The sequence below is a fragment of the Arthrobacter sp. H5 genome, from assembly GCF_000520595.1.
GTDB lineage: Bacteria > Actinomycetota > Actinomycetes > Actinomycetales > Micrococcaceae > Arthrobacter_D.
The window spans coordinates 184,611-203,323 of the sequence record NZ_KI914978.1 but is presented as its reverse complement, the minus strand read 5'-3'; the positions used below and the strand labels follow the sequence as shown (position 1 = coordinate 203,323).

The 18,713-nt window shown below is 62.5% G+C and carries 19 protein-coding genes and 1 tRNA gene; 13 read left to right on the top strand and 7 right to left on the bottom strand.

What is annotated here, in order from left to right; all coding sequences use genetic code 11:
• Positions 1-42: 42 nt before the first annotated feature.
• The 3 genes from Y708_RS0102735 (at position 43) to Y708_RS0102725 (ending at position 2,489) form a co-directional block, all read left to right on the top strand.
• Positions 43-999, top strand: coding sequence for a trypsin-like serine peptidase (locus tag Y708_RS0102735; RefSeq protein ID WP_155853639.1), 957 nt, complete (start codon positions 43-45; stop codon positions 997-999).
• A gap of 90 nt (positions 1,000-1,089) precedes the next feature.
• Positions 1,090-2,325, top strand: coding sequence for a kynureninase (locus Y708_RS0102730; protein ID WP_028278737.1), 1,236 nt, complete (start codon positions 1,090-1,092; stop codon positions 2,323-2,325).
• A gap of 80 nt (positions 2,326-2,405) precedes the next feature.
• Positions 2,406-2,489, top strand: a tRNA-Leu gene (locus tag Y708_RS0102725).
• Positions 2,490-2,583: 94 nt separating this feature from the next.
• On the opposite strand, the gene arfB is transcribed toward Y708_RS0102725, so the two are convergent.
• Genes arfB through Y708_RS0102705 form a run of 4 tightly spaced genes read right to left on the bottom strand, consistent with a single transcriptional unit; the run spans position 2,584 to position 5,114 of the window.
• Positions 2,584-3,006: an alternative ribosome rescue aminoacyl-tRNA hydrolase ArfB gene (arfB, locus tag Y708_RS0102720; protein ID WP_028278736.1), complete on the bottom strand. Its 423-nt coding sequence runs from the start codon at positions 3,004-3,006 to the stop codon at positions 2,584-2,586.
• 45 nt (positions 3,007-3,051) lie between these two features.
• Complete coding sequence (locus tag Y708_RS0102715) at positions 3,052-3,819, bottom strand: SCO1664 family protein (protein ID WP_028278735.1); 768 nt, start codon at positions 3,817-3,819, stop codon at positions 3,052-3,054.
• A complete protein-coding gene (locus Y708_RS0102710) occupies positions 3,819-4,385 on the bottom strand; it encodes a DUF3090 domain-containing protein (protein ID WP_028278734.1) in 567 nt (188 codons plus the stop codon). The genes Y708_RS0102715 and Y708_RS0102710 overlap by 1 nt, the downstream gene beginning before the upstream one ends.
• 9 nt (positions 4,386-4,394) lie before the next feature.
• Positions 4,395-5,114: a histidine phosphatase family protein gene (locus tag Y708_RS0102705; RefSeq protein ID WP_028278733.1), complete on the bottom strand. Its 720-nt coding sequence runs from the start codon at positions 5,112-5,114 to the stop codon at positions 4,395-4,397.
• 87 nt (positions 5,115-5,201) lie between these two features.
• Between Y708_RS0102705 and Y708_RS0102700 the strand changes: the two genes are divergently transcribed.
• Positions 5,202-6,503: a M20/M25/M40 family metallo-hydrolase gene (locus Y708_RS0102700; protein ID WP_028278732.1), complete on the top strand. Its 1,302-nt coding sequence runs from the start codon at positions 5,202-5,204 to the stop codon at positions 6,501-6,503.
• A 2-nt stretch (positions 6,504-6,505) separates the two neighbouring features.
• Positions 6,506-7,660: an acyl-CoA dehydrogenase family protein gene (locus Y708_RS0102695; protein ID WP_028278731.1), complete on the top strand. Its 1,155-nt coding sequence runs from the start codon at positions 6,506-6,508 to the stop codon at positions 7,658-7,660.
• 13 nt (positions 7,661-7,673) lie between these two features.
• Here the strand turns inward: Y708_RS0102695 and Y708_RS0102690 are convergent, their stop codons facing one another.
• Complete coding sequence (locus Y708_RS0102690) at positions 7,674-7,907, bottom strand: DUF5703 family protein (RefSeq protein ID WP_028278730.1); 234 nt, start codon at positions 7,905-7,907, stop codon at positions 7,674-7,676.
• Between the two features lie 41 nt (positions 7,908-7,948).
• On the opposite strand from Y708_RS0102690, the gene Y708_RS0102685 reads away from it, so the two are divergent.
• Positions 7,949-8,200 carry a hypothetical protein gene (locus tag Y708_RS0102685; RefSeq protein ID WP_028278729.1) on the top strand — a complete coding sequence of 84 codons (252 nt, stop codon included), beginning with the start codon at positions 7,949-7,951 and terminating at the stop codon, positions 8,198-8,200.
• A 25-nt stretch (positions 8,201-8,225) separates the two neighbouring features.
• Here the strand turns inward: Y708_RS0102685 and Y708_RS0102680 are convergent, their stop codons facing one another.
• Positions 8,226-9,161: an aldo/keto reductase gene (locus Y708_RS0102680; RefSeq protein WP_028278728.1), complete on the bottom strand. Its 936-nt coding sequence runs from the start codon at positions 9,159-9,161 to the stop codon at positions 8,226-8,228.
• A 49-nt stretch (positions 9,162-9,210) separates the two neighbouring features.
• On the opposite strand from Y708_RS0102680, the gene Y708_RS0102675 reads away from it, so the two are divergent.
• Positions 9,211-10,035: an undecaprenyl-diphosphate phosphatase gene (locus Y708_RS0102675; RefSeq protein ID WP_028278727.1), complete on the top strand. Its 825-nt coding sequence runs from the start codon at positions 9,211-9,213 to the stop codon at positions 10,033-10,035.
• 69 nt (positions 10,036-10,104) lie between these two features.
• Positions 10,105-11,376 (top strand): cysteine--1-D-myo-inosityl 2-amino-2-deoxy-alpha-D-glucopyranoside ligase, encoded by a 1,272-nt coding sequence (gene mshC / locus Y708_RS0102670; protein WP_028278726.1) that lies wholly within the window; start codon positions 10,105-10,107, stop codon positions 11,374-11,376.
• On the opposite strand, the gene Y708_RS0102665 is transcribed toward mshC, so the two are convergent.
• The gene (locus Y708_RS0102665; protein WP_028278725.1) at positions 11,373-12,260 is read right to left on the bottom strand and encodes a proteasome assembly chaperone family protein; all 888 of its coding nucleotides are present in this window, start codon (positions 12,258-12,260) and stop codon (positions 11,373-11,375) included. The two genes, mshC and Y708_RS0102665, sit on opposite strands and share 4 nt — an antisense overlap.
• Before the next feature lie 106 nt (positions 12,261-12,366).
• On the opposite strand from Y708_RS0102665, the gene Y708_RS0102660 reads away from it, so the two are divergent.
• From Y708_RS0102660 to dop, 5 genes are all read left to right on the top strand, one after another.
• Positions 12,367-13,119: an HAD family hydrolase gene (locus tag Y708_RS0102660; RefSeq protein ID WP_028278724.1), complete on the top strand. Its 753-nt coding sequence runs from the start codon at positions 12,367-12,369 to the stop codon at positions 13,117-13,119.
• Positions 13,116-14,273: a site-2 protease family protein gene (locus Y708_RS0102655; RefSeq protein WP_028278723.1), complete on the top strand. Its 1,158-nt coding sequence runs from the start codon at positions 13,116-13,118 to the stop codon at positions 14,271-14,273. The genes Y708_RS0102660 and Y708_RS0102655 overlap by 4 nt, the downstream gene beginning before the upstream one ends.
• 57 nt (positions 14,274-14,330) lie before the next feature.
• On the top strand, positions 14,331-15,428 hold the full coding sequence (locus Y708_RS22425) for a tRNA (adenine-N1)-methyltransferase (RefSeq protein ID WP_051478486.1): 1,098 nt from the start codon (positions 14,331-14,333) through the stop codon (positions 15,426-15,428).
• Positions 15,429-15,585: 157 nt separating this feature from the next.
• Entirely contained in the window at positions 15,586-17,289 is a 1,704-nt protein-coding gene (gene arc / locus Y708_RS0102645; RefSeq protein ID WP_155853638.1) for a proteasome ATPase, read from the top strand.
• Between the two features lie 68 nt (positions 17,290-17,357).
• The coding region (dop, locus tag Y708_RS22420; RefSeq protein WP_035775019.1) for a depupylase/deamidase Dop at positions 17,358-18,713 on the top strand (1,356 nt) is incomplete at its 3' end.

The following is an 18,713-nucleotide window of genomic DNA, read 5'->3' as shown; positions in this document are numbered from 1 at the left end:
TTACCACTGGCGTTTCCTTTACTGAATGGAATGAGGAGTTTCGTGAACTCAAAAGGTTTGAAGGCAGCCGTCTTCGCAGCATCCACGCTGCTGGCATCCGCGCTCATGACCGGCGGCGCCGCACAGGCAGCACCTGACGCACCGGCTGCGGGATCCACGGTGTCGCATGCCCAGGTCGAGTCCCAGGCATCGCTGGAGGCGTACTGGACACCCGAGCGGATGAAGAACGCGAAGCCCGCCAATTCGATCAATTCGCAGGGCTGGGCGGACCAAGGCCGCACGATTATGCCCAAGGGCGGAGCTGAAAAAGTTGTCAAAGCGCCGCAGAACAAGCCCTCTCTCCGCGCAGCGAGCGAAGCGCCCGTCTCCCATATCGGCAAGGTCTTCTTCACCCTTGGCGGCCAGAACTACGTATGCTCGGCAAACTCGGTGGGCAGCAACAACCAGAACACCGTTGCAACGGCTGGACACTGCACGCATGACCTGAGCGCAGGATGGGCCACCAAATTCGTCTTCGTCCCGGGCTACCAAAATGGTAATTCCCCGTACGGGATGTGGTCCGCCACGTCGCTCCACTCCACGAGCGAATGGGTCTCACGCAACGACATCAGTTACGACGGCGCGTTCGCGGTGGTCGCGCCGCTCAACGGGCGCACACTTGCCGCAACCGTGGGTGCCTCCAACATCGGCTTCAACATGGCACGCAACCTCACCTACAAGGCCTATGGGTATCCGGCAGCGTCGCCGTTCAATGGGGAGTCGCTGAAGAGCTGCTACGGCACCGCATCCAGGGACAATCTCGGTGGCACCCAGTCGCAGGGAATCCCGTGCGACATGACCGGTGGATCCTCCGGCGGCCCATGGTTTGTTGGATCAGGTTCGGGTGGAACCCAGAACTCCGTCAACAGCTTTGGTTACACCTCGCAGAAGAACGTCATGTACGGGCCGTACTTCGGTTCGTCCATCCAGCAGGCGTACACCAGCGCGTCCAACCGGTAGGTCCGCCTCCGGTTGCCACCAGGTGCCGCCTCCCGTCCAGCAGCGGGAGGCGGCACCTTTTTGCTGCTGGCGCCACCCTAGAATGGAGCAATGAACGACGACGATCCCTGGCTGCTGCGCGCACGCCACCTTGATGCCACCGACCCGCTGGCAGGCTATCGGCAGCGCTTTGAAGGTCACGACAACCCAGCGATACCTGCCTACCTCGATGGAAATTCCCTCGGACGGCCGCTGACGGCAACAATGGAGCGGCTGACCACCTTCGTCAGGGAGGAATGGGCGGGGAAGCTGATCCGCGGCTGGGATGACGGCTGGCTGGAGCTGCCCGGCCAGGTCGGTGACACGTTGGGGCGCGTTGCACTCGGCGCTGCTCCAGGGCAGTGCATCATCGCTGACTCCACCAGCGTGTTGCTGTACAAGCTGGGCAGGGCTGCACTGGAAGCCCGTCCGGGCCGCACCGAAATAGTGCTGGACCGGGACAATTTCCCCACCGACCGCTTCATCATGGAGGGCATTGCCCGCGACCGTGGATTGCGGCTGCGGTGGATAGATGTGGCCTACGACGGCGGGGCCACAGCTGCCGGGGTCGCGGCTGCAGTGGGGCCGGATACCGCGCTCGTGGTGCTGAGCCATGTGGCGTACCGGTCCGCCCATATTGCAGATGTCCAGCGAATCACCGAGGTGGTCCACCAATCCGGTGCGCTGGCACTGTGGGACCTGAGTCACTCGGTTGGTTCGGTTCCAGTGGAGTTGGACGACTGGGATGTGGACTACGCGGTGGGCTGCAGCTATAAATACCTCAACGGCGGGCCGGGAGCCCCGGCCTGGGCGTACGTTGCGGAGCGGCACCTGGCCGGCTTTGAGCAACCGATCCACGGGTGGCTGGGCAGCGCCAACCCGTTTGCCATGGGTGCGGCCTACGAGCCCGCGGAAGGGATCCGGCGGATCGTATCGGGAACGCCGCCCATAGTGGGCATGCTCGCGGTGCAGGACATGCTGGGACTGCTGGCTGAGGTTGGGCTCGACGCTGTCCGCCGCAAATCGATGGCATTGACCGCTTTTGCCGTGGACGCGGTGGAGTCGCTGATGGGGGAGGCCGGCGTCGTCATCGCTTCGCCGCGTGACCCGGACCTGCGGGGCAGTCACATCACCATTGACCACCCTGCATTCGCCGGTCTGCTCCCCGGTCTCTGGGCTGAGGGGATTATCCCCGACTACCGGAACCCCAACGGCTTGCGCCTGGGTCTTTCGCCGTTGTCGACGTCCTTCGAGGAGACCTATACTGGTATCCGCGCGATCGCGGACCGCCTTCCCCGAGGCGACTGACGATTAAACTGTTGGGCTTGGGTCGTGTTAGAGTTTTTTTCGCTGCTTTTCGAGGTTTTACTCCTCTGAAAGCACCACCCGCGCGGGTGGCGGAATGGCAGACGCGCTAGCTTGAGGTGCTAGTCCTCTTATTGAGGGTGGGGGTTCAAGTCCCCCTCCGCGCACAATAAAAACCCCGGTTCGCCGGGGTTTTTTTGTGCCCTCAACCGCCAGGGGACGGCCCGGAGGATTTCCTGAAGCGCTCTAGCAACTGAGGTGCTACTCCTCCGATGGACGCTGCCGGTTGCGTTTCGTGGCGGAGCGTTGCTGCTTGGCGGCGAGGTGCCGCCGGGCGGAGCCGCGCGTGGGTTTGGTCGCGCGACGCTGCTGTGCGTCGGAGGACAGTCCCGCGGTCACCAGGTCCGCAAGCTTACGCAACGCCGTTTCGCGATTGCGCAGCTGGGAACGCTGCTCGGAGGCCGCGACGGTTATCGTTCCGGCGATGAGGCGGCGACCAAGTCGGGTGAGCAGCAGCATCCGCTGGTCATCGGAGAGCACGGTCGAACCGGCGACATTCCAGGACAGCTCGACGCGGCTGTCGGAGGTATTTACGTGTTGCCCGCCCGGCCCTGACGACTTGGAGAATCGCCAGCCGAGTTCGCGCTCAGGAATGATGAGCTCCGATGACACCTCAAGATCCATGCGACCAGCGTGACACAACCTGCGGAGCCAGTGGCCGCAATCCCTCTAGAACAGCGGCCAGGGGACCGCCGGCATCTCACCGCTCGGAGCCGGAAACCGCTCAGCAAAGCGCAACCGGGTGCAGCGTGCACCCAGCGAAGCAATTTCTTCGGCGCTGAGCAGGCCAGCCAGGTTGCGCCCCAGCTCGCCACGCAGTCCTGCGCTGACACGGTCGAGGCCGTCGAGTTCGTCGGCGGTCATCTCGTCGCCGAGCCACCCCCACAGCACCGTGCGCAGCTTATGTTCACTGTGAAAGGTCAGCCCATGGTCCACGCCGTGCCGGCGTCCGTCGCCCATCGCAAGAATGTGGTCGCCTTTGCGGTCGGCGTTGTTGACGATCACGTCGAACACGGCCATGCGTCGTAGCGATAGCGAGTCTTCGTGAATGAGGGTGACCCTCCGTTCGTTCTCGTCCCGCCCCTCGAAAACGTGTTTCCAGCCGGTCTCGGGCACGTCGTCGGTCGCGACCAGGTCTACAGCGTTCTGGGCGAAGTCCTGCTCCTGCCAGAGCTGCACCATTCCCCTACCCATCGGACCGTCGCGCAGCCAGGTGTGCGGCACCACATTCCAGCCGAAGGCCTGAGAAACCAGGTAGGCGGCCACCTCCCGGTGGGCCAGGGTGCCACCCGGGAAATCCCACAGCGGATGTTCCCCCGCTATCGGCTTGTAGACGACTAACGCTCCGTCGATGCTACCGAGAAATGTGGCGTTTGAAGCCGTTGTGATGCGACCGGTGAGCGTCAGCTCGGAGGTCACAAGGCCGGGCGCTGGCATCAGGCCTCGGGAAGGGTACAGATGTGCCCTTCAGCGTCAACGGGGTAACCGCAGAGCGGGCACGTCGGGCGCCCGGCGCCTACAATCTCCCGGGTGCGCTTGGAGAATGCGCGGGCGGTGCCGACGGGCATTCTCACCAGCAGCATTTCGGGCGCGACAACCGCATCTTCATCATGGGATTCGTCATTGTCACCACCGTCGTTATTAGCATCGATATCGCTGATCGGGTAGGCCTCGATGACGACCTGAACCGTCGTTGGGTCCCACCCCAGGCTCATGGCGCCGGTTCGGAACTGCTCCTGAACGGGATCGAGCTGGTCATTGTCGACAAGTTCAATGGGAGTACTCGTCGGAATGCTGAAGGGATTGCCCTCAAGGGTGATGAGCTGGTCGAGAATCTCGTCGATCTTTTCGGCGAGCTGAGCCGACTGCTGCTTCTCGAGGGCAATACTCACAATCCGCGTCCCCGCGCGCACCTGCAGGTAGAACGTGCGTTCCCCCGGATCGCCAATGGTGCCAACGACGATCCGATCAGGCCAGGTAAATTCGTGAACATTTGTAGGCATATGAGTATTTTAGGCGCATGCGGTTCGTGGCGCCTGTTGCCCTGCACCACCACCCACCGGCGCATCGCCAGAGTGGACGCTGTTGGATAACCACGACAGATCCCCGGCGTCGGTGTTGGTAGCGAAGACACTCGGCCGACTCATGCCGTAGCGCACGATCGATACCGAGGCGGGGCTCACATTGATGCGCTGGAACAAGTCAAGGTGCATGCCGAGCGCATCGGCGAGGATCGACTTGATGATGTCACCGTGACTCACCGCCACCCACACGGACCCCGGCCCGTGCTCGGCTTCAAAGGCTGCATCGTGGCGTCGAATCGCTGCCACCGACCTAGCCTGCATCCCGGCCATGGATTCGCCACCGGGAAAGATGACGGCGGACGGTTGCGACTGCACAACCGACCACAATTCTTCGGTCGCGAGGTCACTGAGCGTGCGGCCCTGCCACTGGCCGTAATCGCACTCCGTAAGACAAGAGTCGAGATTGATATCGACCGGCGCGAGCGGGGTGCCGGCCTGGCGATCGAGGATGAGCTGGGCGGTCTGCTGACAACGTTCGAGGGGGCTCGACACCACCCCGACCAGGGGCACGGCTGCGAGCCGGTCACCGGCCATGGCCGCTTGGTCGCGCCCGGTCTGGTCAAGGCTGACGCCCACGGCCCGCCCTGCCAGCAGCCCGGTCGCATTCGCTGTGGTGCGGCCGTGCCGCACGAGGATAACTGTCGCCATCCACCCAGCCTAACCACCCGAGGTCCCGGCTGTCCTTACTGTGGGTAGGCTTGGTCCGAAGCCATCCACCACATGGAGGTATGAAGCATGGGCATCACACCCGAAGACGAAGTAGTACGGATCTGCCAGGAGCTTATCCGCATCGACACGTCAAACTTTGGCAATAACGAGGGGCCCGGAGAGCGGGCTGCGGCCGAATACACTGCAGGTCTGATCGAAGAGGCCGGACTTGCGACCCAACTGTTTGAATCCGTTTCCGGGCGGGCCTCGGTGATTGCCCGCATGGCCGGCTCCGATCCGGCGCTGCCGGCGCTCGTTGTCCACGGCCACCTCGATGTGGTGCCCGCCCAAAAAGAGGATTGGTCCGTGGACCCGTTCAGCGGGGAGGAGCGGGACGGCCTGGTGTGGGGCCGCGGCGCGGTTGATATGAAGGACATGGATGCCATGATCCTTTCGGTCCTGCGTCATCTGCAGCGCGACGGCATCAAGCCGAAGAGGGATCTCATCTTTGCGTTCTTCGCGGACGAGGAAGCCGGCGGAACCTACGGAGCATCCTGGCTGGTGGACAACAAGCCGGAACTGTTCGACGGCGCAACCGAGGCCATCTCGGAAGTGGGCGGATTCTCCACCACCATCGGAGGCCAGCGGACCTACCTGCTGCAGACGGCGGAGAAGGGCATCTCCTGGCTGCGCCTGGTCGCACACGGCCGGGCGGGTCACGGCTCCCAGATTAACACCGACAACGCGGTCACCAGGCTTGCGCGGGCGGTGACGCGCGTGGGGGAATACCAGTGGCCGATCGAGCTGACGCCCACCACCCGGCAGTTTCTTGATGGTGTGACTGAACTTACCGGCGTTGAATTCAACCCGGATAATCCGGATACCCTGCTCGCCGAGCTCGGTACGGTGGCACGCTTTGTCGGGGCAACCCTGCAGAACACCTCCAACCCCACGATGCTCAAGAGCGGGTACAAGCACAACGTCATCCCCGGAAGTGCCGAAGCATTGGTGGACGTCCGAACCCTTCCGGGGCAGGAGGAGCAGGTGCTGGCCACCATCAAGGAAATCGCCGGCGACGGAGTGGATGTCAGCTATGAGCACAAGGATGTCTCGCTTGAGGTGCCGTTTGCCGGAAATCTGGTCGATTCAATGATCGATGCCCTGCACAGTGAGGATCCCGGGGCCAAGGTGCTCCCATACACGCTGTCCGGGGGGACCGACAATAAGTCGTTGAGCCGTCTCGGGATCACCGGTTACGGCTTTGCCCCACTCCAGTTGCCGGATGACCTGGACTTCACCGGCATGTTCCATGGCGTGGATGAGCGTGTGCCCACCGAGTCCTTGAAGTTCGGTTCACGCGTGCTCACGCGGTTGCTGACCACCTATTAACCATGAATCCCGATGATCTGACCGGCTCGCTACTGGCCCGCTTCAGGAAGCGCGCAGCCGACTACGACGCCAACAATTCCTTCTTTCATGAGGACCTCGCGGAGCTCGTTGAACTCGGTTATCTCGGCCTGTTCACGTCCACGGACGACGGCGGCAGTGGGCTGGGCATCGAAGCGGTTGCCCGTTGCCAGCGGAGGCTGGCAACGGCTGCTCCGGCCACCGCGCTGGCGATTAACATGCATCTGGTGTGGGCAGGCATTGCCCACCTCCTGCACCGGCAGGGTGACGATTCACTCAGCTACGTGCTTCGGGAGGCTGCCGCCGGAGAGATCTACGCCTTTGGTCTTTCCGAACCCGGCAATGACACCGTGCTGTTCGATTCGAACACCTCGGCGGTGCGAAACCCGGGTGGAGGTTACACGTTCACCGGAACCAAGATTTTCACCAGTCTTTCGCCCGTGTGGACCCGGCTGGGAGTCTTTGGCAAGTACCAGGGACCTGATGGCGGGGAACTTGTCCACGGGTTTGTGACGCGGGGCAGCGCCGGCGTCGAGGTCGTAGAGGATTGGGACACTCTTGGCATGCGGGCCAGCCAGTCGAACACCACCCGGCTTGCCGGCGTCGTCGTCCCGCCTGAACGGATATTCCGCCATCTGCCGGTGGGGCCCAACCGGGACCCAATGGTGTTTGCCGTTTTTGCGGTCTTCGAAACGCTTGTCTCAGCTGTCTACGCAGGAATTGCCGACCGCTCACTGGAGTTGGCGGTTGAAGCGGCGAATCGACGAAGGCTGGGAATGAACGGCACCCCGGCGCACTTGGATCCGGACATCCGCACGCACGTCGCGGAGTCCGCGATGGCGGTTGATTCACTCGATGCCCGGCTCAGGACAGTTTGCCTCGATCTTGACCAGGAGGTGGACCACGGGGGCCGTTGGTTCGCCAAGCTGGTTGGACTCAAGGTGCAGGCCACCCGGGTGGCCAGGGAGACGGCAGATGCAGCTCTTCAGGTGTCCGGCGGTGGGGGATACTTCAACAGCAGCGAAATCAGCCGTCTGTACCGCGACGCGCTTGCCGGGCGGTTTCATCCCTCAAGCGAGAATTCCGCCCGGCGCACCGTCGCGACGGCCTGGCTTGGGCCGGTCCCGGAAACGGACTGAGTGCCGACTCGTTTCAGGCGGTGCGCTCCACCCGAAGCACTTTCCGGCGCAGCCAGAAGCGTCGATTCCCACCGATGTAGATACAACTTCGCTCAAGTTCCCACTTGCCGTACTCGGCGTGTTCGGTGATGAGCTGGCGCGCCGCCGGCAGTGGTTCACCAGCGTTGACCGTGAGTACCAGATACTCGTACTGGCGGCCGTAATCCCGCTTTCGTGTGACGGTGGCGTTCAGAAATTGTTCTCGCATATCCCTCCAATTCCTTCCACTTTACCGATAACGTCTAACTCATGAGCATAGATCCGCGTGTCGCGCTGCAGTCGCTCGTTTCCGCGCTTGAGGAGCATTTGGCTGCGGCCGCGTCACGGCGGGGCGAAGACGATCCTGCTGTGGAATCCGCCTACCTTTCGATCGCCGATTCGTTTGAGGCATACGAAGAAGCGCTCTACGACGCGCATGGCGAAGTCACACCATTAGTCATCTATGAGGATTCCGACGACGAAGACGAAGACGCGGCGGAGGTACGAGGCGGAAGGCGTTAGGGAAAACCAGTTTCGCTGAGTGTCCTTAGCCTGGCGCAGATACTTCATCGAGTACTTCGGCGATTTGTGCCGGCAGAGGGTTGTCGGAGGAATCCAGCAGCTCCTTGAGCTGATGACTGGTGCGTACCCCCACCACGGCTGCGGCCACGACCGGGCGATGGATTAACCATCTCAGCGCCACGTCCTGTGGTGGAAGCTCAAGTCCCTTGGCCGCCGTGCAGACGGCTTCGGTTACCCGCACGGGGCGACCCGAGAGATACGGCTCAACGTAAGGCGCCCAGACATCGGAAGCCGCCCGGGAATCCGCTGGTGTCTGGCTCCGGTACTTGCCGGTAAGGACACCGCGGCCCAGCGGGCCCCAGGCGAAAATTCCAACGCCCAGCGCTTTGGCCGCCGGGATGGCTTCGCGCTCCGCTGTTCGGTTCAGCAGCGAATACTCGGATTCGTGGGCTGTGACAGGGAATCCTGCTGTGGCGCATGCACGGGCCAGTTCCCACCCCGTGTTGTTGGCCACACCAACGTAGCGTGCACGGCCGGTGCGGTGAGCGGTCTCCAGAGCTCCCAGGGTCTCCTCAATGGGAACATCGCCGCCGGTTGACGGCGCCAGCCAGAAGTCCACGCTCTCAGTCCCGAGTCTCGACAGGGACGCATCGAGAGAGTCGAGCAGGCCCTTGCGCGAGACATCAAGCCTGCGTCCGCCCCAGTGCCGTGTGCTCCCTCCCTGCACTGCCAGAACAACCTCGGAGCGTGCCACGGCGTCACCAAGGAGGGCGCCGAGCATCGCTTCGGCTTGTCCATCGGAATACCGGGGTGCAGTACACAGCAGGTTCCCACCCGCTTCGATGAACATCCGGAGCTGCTCCCGCGCGGATTCATCTTCAACGTCCATCCCCCAAGCCATGGTGCCAAGACCGAGAGCGGAAACCTGTTGTCCGCTGTCCCCAACGTTTCGCCACTGCATAAGGTAAGCCTAAGGCCTTCGAGCGGGACGGTGCCTTAGGGTCGTAAGTGTGAATTGGATCGAAGCGGCCATCCTGGGCCTTGTCCAGGGTCTGACAGAGTTTCTGCCAATATCATCGAGTGCGCATCTGCGGGTGGTCGGCGAGATTCTCCCCAATGCGCAGGATCCCGGAGCCGCATTCACCGCGATCACCCAGCTCGGCACAGAGACCGCCGTCATCGTGTACTTCTGGCGTGACATCGTGAGAATCGTCAAGTCGTGGTTTGGGTCCTTGACCGGCAGGGTTGCCCGCAACGACCCCGATGCCCGAATGGGATGGCTGGTCATCATCGGCACAGTCCCGATCGTTATCCTTGGCTTGCTGTTCCAGGAACAGATCGAGAGCACCTTCCGGAGCCTGTGGCTGGTCGCAACCATGTTGGTCGTGTTCGGGCTGCTGCTGGCGGTGGCCGATGCGGTCGGTCGGCAGAAGCTCACACTGGACCGTCTGACCTACCGGCACGGCATCCTCTATGGATTGGCGCAGGCTCTCGCCCTCATTCCGGGGGTATCCCGTTCCGGCGGCACCATCACCGCCGGTCTCCTGATGGGATACACCAGAGAGGCCGCGGCCCGCTATTCTTTCCTGCTTGCCATTCCGGCTGTGTTTGGCAGCGGGCTCTATCAGTTATTAAAGAGTGCGGGTTCCCCCGGACCTTACGGGCCCCTTGAAACTCTCCTGGCCACCGTCATCGCCATGGTGGTGGGATACGTCATTATCGGCTGGTTCCTGAAGTTCGTCTCCACCCGCAGCTACGGATTGTTTGTCTGGTATCGAATCCTGCTGGGCCTTGTACTCTACGTTCTGCTGGGTTTCAACGTCATCAGCGCGTGATCGTAGTCCTGCCTGACGCGGTTCGACCTTACGGTCTTGTGGGGCGCGGCAAGACCGTAAGGTAGAACAGTGATTGCTTGGAACTCCCGCCCTGTCCCGCGTCTTTCCGCCACTTCCCGCAGCACTTATCTGCACGACACGGCCGCGGGTCGTGTCGTCGAAGTCCCTTTCACTTCCCAGCCGGGCCTGTACGTGTGCGGGATCACTCCCTACGACGCGACGCATCTGGGCCACGCTGCCACCTACGTGGCATTCGACCTGCTCAATCGCATTTGGCGTGATGCCGGCGCAGCTGTTTCCTACGTACAGAACGTGACGGATATCGACGATCCCCTGCTGATACGCGCCACCGAAACGGGAGTCGACTGGCGGGATCTCGCGGAGTCGCAGACGGCTCTCTTTCGAAAAGATATGGAGGCTCTCAACGTACTCCCACCGGATCACTACGTGGGTGCTGTTGAGTCAATTGGGTGGATTGTTCCGGTGATTGAGTCGTTCATCGAGCGCGGGGCAGCGTATCGCGTGGCGGGGACCGGCGGAGAGCCGGAGGGCGACATCTACTTCTCCCTCGATGCCGCCCGCAGGAGGGGCGAAGATGCCTGGACTTCAGGCAGCATTTCGCACCTCACGGAGGAGCAGATGCTGCCGCTGTTTGCCGAGCGCGGCGGCGACCCCGAACGGCCGGGCAAGCGGAACAGCCTCGATCCGCTCGTCTGGAGGATCGCGCGCGCCGGTGAACCCGATTGGGAGGGCGGCTCCCTTGGGCGGGGACGCCCCGGGTGGCACATTGAGTGTTCGGTGATTGCGCAAAAGTACCTGTCCATGCCGATGACCGTCCAGGCCGGGGGAGCGGACCTCGTTTACCCCCATCATGAGATGAGTGCGGCGCATGCACAGGCCGTAGCCGGCATTCCACTGGCACGGCACTATGTGCACGCGGGCATGGTTGGTCTCGATGGCAAAAAGATGAGCAAATCCAAGGGAAACCTCGTGCTGGTCTCCACCCTCCGGGAGTCCGGGACAGATCCCGCTGCCATCCGTCTTGCGCTGCTTGCCAACCACTATCGTCGCGACTGGTCGTGGACAGCAAGCGTGTTGACGGACGCCGAAGCCAGGTTGGACGCCTGGCGTGCGGCACTCGATTCGGCGACCGTCCCGTCGGTGGAATCTCTCATCTCCGACATCAGGGGCGCCCTCGCCAACGATCTTGACGCTCCCGGCGCTCTGGCCGCCGTCGACCGCTGGTGCGGTGCGGTGGAGCACATGGCAGGGGACGACGACGGCGCGCGGCTGGCGACGGACGCACTGGATGCCCTGTTGGGCGTCCGGTTAAAGGATTAGTCCTTGCGCCTCTTCTTGAGATAGCGCTCGAACTCGCGGGCGATGGATTCGCCCGTTGCCTCAGGAAGGTCGGCTGTGTCCTTCGCCTCTTCCAACTGGCGGACGTATGCCGCAACTTCGGGGTCTTCGGTTGAGAGCTCGTCCACTCCGCGCTCCCATGCTTCGGATTCTTCGCCCAGCGCGTGTGTGTCCACCGACACCTGCAAAAGCTCCTCGATCTTGTTCAGCAACGCGAGCTGTGCCTTGGGGGAGGGCGACTGGCCAACATAGTGCGGCACGGCGGCCCAGACGGACATTGTTGGAATGTCCGCCAACTGCCCAAGTTCAGCAAGGACTCCCACAATCCCGATTGGCCCTTCGTACGTTGAAGTCTCGACGTTCAGACCAGTGCGGACAAGGTCGTCGTCAGAGGAAATCGTGACAGGAATGGGACGGGTGTGGGGCACGTCCGCGAGCAGGGCACCAACCAGCACCACGCAGTCCACCTCCAACTCCTTCGCGGTAGCCACAAGCTCGGCTGTGTAGGCCCGCCACTTGTAGGACGGTTCCACTCCATGCACCAGGATGAGGTCAAGGTTGGAACCGGGCACCGACGCTTTGCTGATCCGCGTGGTGGGCCATTTTATCCGGCGCTGCCCCGAAGTATTCCGCTCAATTACTGGGCGGGTGAACTGGAAGTCGTAGAACTCGTCGGCGTCGATTGTTGAAACCTTCTTGCTGTCCCAATGCTTGCCCAGGAGCTTCAGGGCATCGCTTGCCGCTTCGCCCGCGTCATTCCAGCCCTCAAAGGCAGCCAGCATAACGGTGACCCGCTGGTCTGGCCTGTCACTGTCGGTGAAAAGACCGCGAACTCCCTGCGGGTGGCTTTCATCAAAGGTACTCACCACATCACCCTAAACCTCTGCAGAGCCCCATGTCAGTCATTGCGGGGCGGCTTCGCGCAGAGCTAAGCCGCCCCACCGCTGCAGGAGCGCCCATTAGACTTGACCCATGGCTAATCACTCTCCGCGTACCACCGCGCCCTCAATGGCTTCGGCGGAATCCGGGCACCGGTCCGCGCCGGACAGTCTGCAGGCGGTGCTCTGGGACATGGACGGCACCCTTGTCGATACTGAGCCGTACTGGATTGCTGCGGAAAAGGAACTGGTGGCCCATCACGGTGGAATCTGGTCCACTGAGGAGGCATCGGCCCTCGTTGGCCAGTCCCTGGAGTTCTCGGCCGGCGTTCTGCAGGCGGCTGGCGTTGCGCTGAGCGTCCGCCAGATCATCGATCACCTCATCGGCGAGGTCACGGAAAGGGTCCGGGTGGAAGTGCCGTGGCGTCCGGGTGCGCGGGAACTGCTGCTGGCTCTGAACGCGTGCGGTGTGCCATGCGCCATGGTGACGATGTCGGAGCAACTGCTTGCACGGGAAGTTGCCGGCCAACTGCCGGATGGCACGTTTGAATTCCTGGTCACCGGAGACATGGTGGCCCGCGGCAAACCGGATCCCGAGTCCTACCAGATGGCATTCGACCGGCTGTCGGTCGGGAGGAGACTGCAGAAGGACCGCGTGGTTGCGATCGAAGACTCCCTTCCCGGTGTCACAGCAGCACAGGCATCCGGCGTTGTCACCATTGCGGTACCCCACTTCATCCCAATTCCGGCAGACCCGGGACGTCATGTGTGGACCACGCTTGAAGGACGGACAGTCGCGGACCTCGACGATCTGGTTGCCCGGCTGACGCAGGGAGCCACCCCATGAGCCGTCCGGCGCAGCATGGCGCGGATCGCCGCGAGGGCATTCCGCTGGGGCGCATCTCAGGAATCCCCGTGGTTCTCGCTTGGTCGTGGTTTATTATCGCCGCCTTTGTGGTGTTTGTCTTTGGCCCGCAGGTAGCGGCCAGGTTCCCTGACATCGGCATAGGTGCCTACGGCGTGGCCCTGGCCTACGCGCTGCTGCTCGCGGCATCGGTGCTGGTTCATGAGCTTGCACACGCGCTCTCCGCCCGGATATTTGGCTGGCCCACCGCCCGGATTGTCCTCAACCTGTGGGGCGGGCACACCCAATTCGAGAACTTCAATGCAAGTCCGGGGCGGTCGCTGTTGGTTGCGCTTGCCGGACCGGCCGCCAATTTTGTCCTTGCGCTCGGTGGTTGGGTTTTGTTGCTGCTTGCCGAACCCAGCGGGGTAGCCGATCTGTTGATCAATATTCTTGTCTGGGCAAATTTCCTTGTGGCGGTTTTCAATGTGCTGCCCGGACTGCCCTTGGATGGTGGACGTATCGTGGAATCTGCGGTGTGGAGGGCAACGGGCAGCCAGGAAAAGGGAACTGTGGCCGCCGGTTGGTCGGGACGAGTCATCGCTGTTGCCCTTGTGGCGGTGGTGATTGGCCTGCCGATGATCAATGGTGGCAGCCCCAGCCTGACAACTGTCCTGATCGCCGTGGTGATGGGAGGGTTCCTCTGGGCCGGGGCAAGCGGGGCCATCCGCAATGCGCAGATGAGGCTGCGTCTTCCGGCCATCAGCGCTGGGCGCCTCAAACAGCCGGCCATGAGTGTCATTGCCGGCACCACGGTGCGGCAAACCCGCCGCCTGCTCGGAGACCACCCGGGAATGGCGATTGTCCTGACAGGACCGGCCGGTCAACCGGAGGCGGTGGTGGACGCCGGCGCCCTGCTGTCGGTGCCCGAGTCGCAGGCCGAGGCTACCCCGGCCAACGCGGTGGCAAGGGCGCTGGCACCCGGCGCTTACGTTCCCGAATGGGCGGAAGGCCAGGAACTCGTGCAGTTTCTGGCACGGCTTGCCGGAAGTGAGTATGCAGTCATCGACAGGCAGGGTCGGGTCACCGGCCTGCTGCAACAGGCAGTGGTGGTTGCGGCGATCACCGGCAGGCCGCATCCCGGCCTGGCGAACTGAACCCTGACAACTGTGCGGGTCACACCGCCCGCCCTAATACCTGCTAAGGATCAATGCATGAGCAGTTCCGAGAACGGCACAAACATCAGTTCCCCCCACGGCGCTTCCGCCCGCCGCGGAACCCTCAGGCCCGGAGAGCGGGTACAGCTCACCGATGAGAAGGGCAGGATGAACACCATCACCCTTACGCCCGGAGGGGCCTTCCACACGCATAAAGGTTTCCTGTCCCATGATCTCCTGATCGATGCCAGCGAAGGCACCATCGTGGAAAACACCACCGGACAGCAATATCAGGCACTGCGTCCGCTGCTTTCGGACTTTGTGCTCTCCATGCCCCGCGGCGCCGCAGTGGTCTATCCGAAAGACGCGGGCCAGATCATCACTATGGGGGATATCTACCCGGGTTCGCGGGTTGTGGAGGCCGGCGTTGGCTCCGGAGCGCTGTCCATCTCCCTGCTGCGCGCCGTAGGTGACAGCGGATACCTGCATTCTTTCGAGCGGCGCGAGGAATTCGCGGAGATTGCCAAGGGCAATGTTGAAACGATCTTTGGCGGCGCACATCCGGCCTGGAAGATTACGCTGGGTGACTTCCAGGAACGGGTACTCGAACAGGAGAGCCCCGGGAGCGTTGATCGGGTGGTGCTGGACATGCTTGCACCCTGGGAGTGCCTGGATGCGGTGGCAACAGTGCTGGCCGCAGGCGGGGTCTGGATAAGCTACGTGGCAACCGTGACCCAGCTGTCCCGGACGGCTGAAGCCATTCGGGCAGACGGGCGATTCACGGAACCCGACGCATGGGAATCCATGGTGCGGGGCTGGCACCTGGAAGGGTTGGCTGTGCGCCCCGACCACCGCATGGTTGCCCACACGGGTTTCCTGCTCACCACCCGTCGGCTTGCCCACGGGGTAACGGCGCTGACAACCAAGCGGCGGCCGTCAAAAACAGGTTTCAGCGAAGAAGACCTGAACGCCTGGACTCCGCAGGCGGTGGGCGAGCGTGCCGTCTCGGACAAGCGGCTGAGGCGGGTGGCCCGTGACGCGAGCTCCACCATTCAGCGGGGGTCCCTTCCCGTTGAGGAGGCGCAGGCACGGCGCGAATCGCAGGAACGGCAGCACGATATTGAATCCGCGGGTCCGGATACGGGTCCCCAGTAAGAAAGTGACCTGTTAGTTACTTTCAGGTTTTCCCCCGCCCACTGCGCTATGGTCAAAAGAAAGCAACATGCGACGGTGAAGGTGGCGATACAAGTTGGTGACTTCAGACAACGGGTCCGGAACGCCTCAACCAACCGGGGACCGGCCTCAATCATCAGTGGACGGACAACTCGCCGTTGCGCAGCGGCAAATCAATGTGCTCCGGGACAAGCTGCGGCACATTGACAAGCAGCTGGCGGCCACTACTCAGAACAATTCCAAACTGGTCTCGGCGCTGGAAGCGGCGCGAACGGAGATTGTCCGGCTGAAGTCGGCGCTTGAGAAGGAGGGCGCCACTCCTTTCAGCTTCGGCACGGTGGTGCAGGCCAACACGCACCAGGAAGCCGTTCCAGGGAGCACCACGCAGGCCACCGTCCAGGACAGTGCCGATATCATTCAGTCTGGCCGAAAGCTCAGGGTAGCGGTCAGCCCCCTCATCAATGTGCGTCAGCTCATGCCCGGACAGGAAGTACTGCTGAACGAATCACTCACCATAGTGGCGGGTCTGGCATTTGAGCGGGTTGGCGAACTTGTCACGATCAAGGAACTTCTCGGTAAAGACCGGGTGCTGGTGATCGGCCGCGCAGATGAAGAGCGGGTCATCCGACTGAGCGGCCCGCTTCAATCAGAGCGGCTGAGGGTGGGCGACGCGTTGGCAGTGGACAACAAGACGGGCCACGCGTTGGAGAAGGTCCCGCGAAGCGAGGTCGAGAATCTGGTGCTCGAAGAAGTGCCGGACATCGCGTACGAGGATATCGGCGGACTGGGTCCGCAGATCGAGCAGATCAGGGATGCTGTGGAGCTGCCCTTCCTCCACCCGGACCTGTACCGGGAGCACGGGCTGAAAGCTCCCAAAGGAATACTGTTGTACGGTCCTCCAGGTTGCGGAAAGACCCTCATCGCAAAAGCCGTTGCAAACTCTCTCGCCGCCAGGGCAATCGAACGCACCGGGTCAGCCGAAACCCGGAGCTATTTCCTCAATATCAAGGGTCCGGAACTACTGGACAAATATGTGGGTGAAACCGAGAGGCATATCCGGTTGATCTTCGCCCGGGCCAGGGAGAAGGCGTCGGACGGCTCGCCTGTGGTGGTGTTCTTCGACGAAATGGATTCGTTGTTCCGCACCAGGGGAACCGGAGTTTCCTCCGACGTCGAAACCACCATCGTGCCGCAGCTGCTGAGCGAGATCGACGGCGTGGAAAAGCTTGAAAACGTTATAGTCATCGGCGCTTCCAACCGCGAGGACATGATCGATCCCGCAATTCTCCGCCCGGGCAGGCTCGATGTGAAGATCAAGATCCACCGGCCGGACGCGGAGGGGGCCGGGGAGATCTTCGCGAAGTACATTACGGAGAACCTTCCGATCCATGCCGATGATTTGGCGGAGCACAACGGCAGCGTCAGCTCCACCGTGCAGGCGATGATCCGCCGCACGGTGGAAATGATGTACTCGACCGATAAGTCCAATGAGTACCTTGAGGTGACCTACGCCAACGGCGACACGGAAATGCTGTATTTCAAGGACTTCAACTCCGGCGCAGTGATACAGAATGTTGTGGACCGTGCGAAGAAGTACGCAATCAAGGATCTTCTCCTGGCAGGCCAGAAGGGCCTTCGCATCGAGCATCTGCTGCGGGCGGTGGTGGACGAGTTTCGTGAGCATGAGGACATGCCGAACACAACAAACCCCGACGACTGGGCACGCATCTCGGGCAAGAAGGGTGAGCGCATTACCTACATCCGCACCATTGTGCAGGGCAAAGCCGGCCAGGAACCCGGCAAAACCATCGAAACCACGGCAAACACCGGACAGTATCTGTGACCACACCCGTTACGGAACCGGCCGGTGCAGACCCCGGCGGAACGGGCTGGCTCACCGTCCGCCGGGTCATGGGAACAGAGACCGAGTACGGGATCATCGCACCTGGGCTGCCCAGTGCCAACGCCACTGTTCTTTCAACGCAGGTGGTCAATGCCTACGCCGCCACGCTGCGGGAAGGACTGGGCAACCTGCCGGGGACACGCTGGGACTACACCGATGAAGCGCCATTATCGGATGCCCGCGGCTGGCAGATGGGTAGGCTGGCCGCGGATCCCAGCCAACTGACAGACGAAGCCCCCATCTTGAACGCGGAACAGATCGCGATGGTTGACCGGGGAACTCATGCTGAAGCAGATGACCCCGCGGTCCTGATGAATCTGGTACTGGGCAACGGGGCGCGCCTCTACGTCGATCATGCCCATCCCGAGTATTCGAGCCCTGAGGTGACCAACCCGCTGGATGCTGTTCGCTGGGACCGCGCGGGCGACGTCGTCGTACACCGGGCGATGCTGCGGATAGCAGGCACGCCGGGATTCTCCCCAGTGAACCTTTACAAGAACAACACCGACAACAAGAGCGTCTCGTACGGCTCGCATGAGAACTACCTGGTACCCCGCCGCGTACCCTTCAACAGGCTGGCAGCGGCGCTCATCCCCTTTTTCGTATCCCGGCAAGTGATCTGCGGCGCCGGGCGTGTGGGCATCGGTGCGCTGAACCAGCGCCCAGGTTATCAACTAAGCCAAAGAGCGGATTTCTTCGAGAACGAAGTAGGACTGGAAACCACTGTCCGTCGACCTATCATCAACACGCGCGATGAGCCGCACGCCGTGGCCGAGAAGTATCGACGCCTGCACGTAATCATCGGGGACGCCAACCTCAGCGAGGTGTCCAATTACCTGAAGATGGGCATCACGGCGCTGGTGCTGTCACTGATCGAACACGACCTGGCGCCCGTCCCGGAAATCCACGAACCAGTCATGGAGCTTCAGGCAATCAGCCACGACCCGTCGCTGTCCCATCTGGTCCGATTGGTGGACGGCCGCCAGATCACGGCACTGGACCTTCAGGAGATCTACTTCGAGGCAGTCGCAGCACAGGCAGCTGCCCAAGGCGGTGTCGACGAACAGACTGCCGATGTGCTGTTTCGCTGGGAACAGCTCATTGCCACCCTGCGCCGGGACCCAATGGAGGCCGCGGGCCAGCTGGACTGGGTGGCCAAGCTCAAGGTCCTTCAGGCCTACCGGCAACGGGACGGCATGGACTGGGATGATCCCCGGCTAGCCCTGGTGGATCTGCAGTACTCGGATGTGCGCCCGGACAAGGGCATCCATCACCGGTTGGTGGCGCGCGGGGAGATGGAGCGTCTCATACCGGAAGCCGATGTGCTGGCGGCAGTCGGCAAGCCGCCACGGGACACGCGGGCG

Coding starts and splice junctions, on each gene's coding strand:
- Y708_RS0102685 (WP_028278729.1), top strand. CDS start 7,949: ATGAGCATAGATCCGCGTGTCGCGCTGCAGTCGCTCGTTTCCGCGCTT.
- Y708_RS0102710 (WP_028278734.1), bottom strand. CDS start 4,385: ATGCCTACAAATGTTCACGAATTTACCTGGCCTGATCGGATCGTCGTT.
- Y708_RS0102660 (WP_028278724.1), top strand. CDS start 12,367: ATGGCTAATCACTCTCCGCGTACCACCGCGCCCTCAATGGCTTCGGCG.
- Y708_RS0102730 (WP_028278737.1), top strand. CDS start 1,090: ATGAACGACGACGATCCCTGGCTGCTGCGCGCACGCCACCTTGATGCC.
- arfB (WP_028278736.1), bottom strand. CDS start 3,006: ATGGATCTTGAGGTGTCATCGGAGCTCATCATTCCTGAGCGCGAACTC.
- Y708_RS0102695 (WP_028278731.1), top strand. CDS start 6,506: ATGAATCCCGATGATCTGACCGGCTCGCTACTGGCCCGCTTCAGGAAG.
- Y708_RS0102705 (WP_028278733.1), bottom strand. CDS start 5,114: ATGGCGACAGTTATCCTCGTGCGGCACGGCCGCACCACAGCGAATGCG.
- Y708_RS0102690 (WP_028278730.1), bottom strand. CDS start 7,907: ATGCGAGAACAATTTCTGAACGCCACCGTCACACGAAAGCGGGATTAC.
- Y708_RS0102715 (WP_028278735.1), bottom strand. CDS start 3,819: ATGCCAGCGCCCGGCCTTGTGACCTCCGAGCTGACGCTCACCGGTCGC.
- Y708_RS0102655 (WP_028278723.1), top strand. CDS start 13,116: ATGAGCCGTCCGGCGCAGCATGGCGCGGATCGCCGCGAGGGCATTCCG.
- Y708_RS0102680 (WP_028278728.1), bottom strand. CDS start 9,161: ATGCAGTGGCGAAACGTTGGGGACAGCGGACAACAGGTTTCCGCTCTC.
- Y708_RS0102700 (WP_028278732.1), top strand. CDS start 5,202: ATGGGCATCACACCCGAAGACGAAGTAGTACGGATCTGCCAGGAGCTT.
- Y708_RS22425 (WP_051478486.1), top strand. CDS start 14,331: ATGAGCAGTTCCGAGAACGGCACAAACATCAGTTCCCCCCACGGCGCT.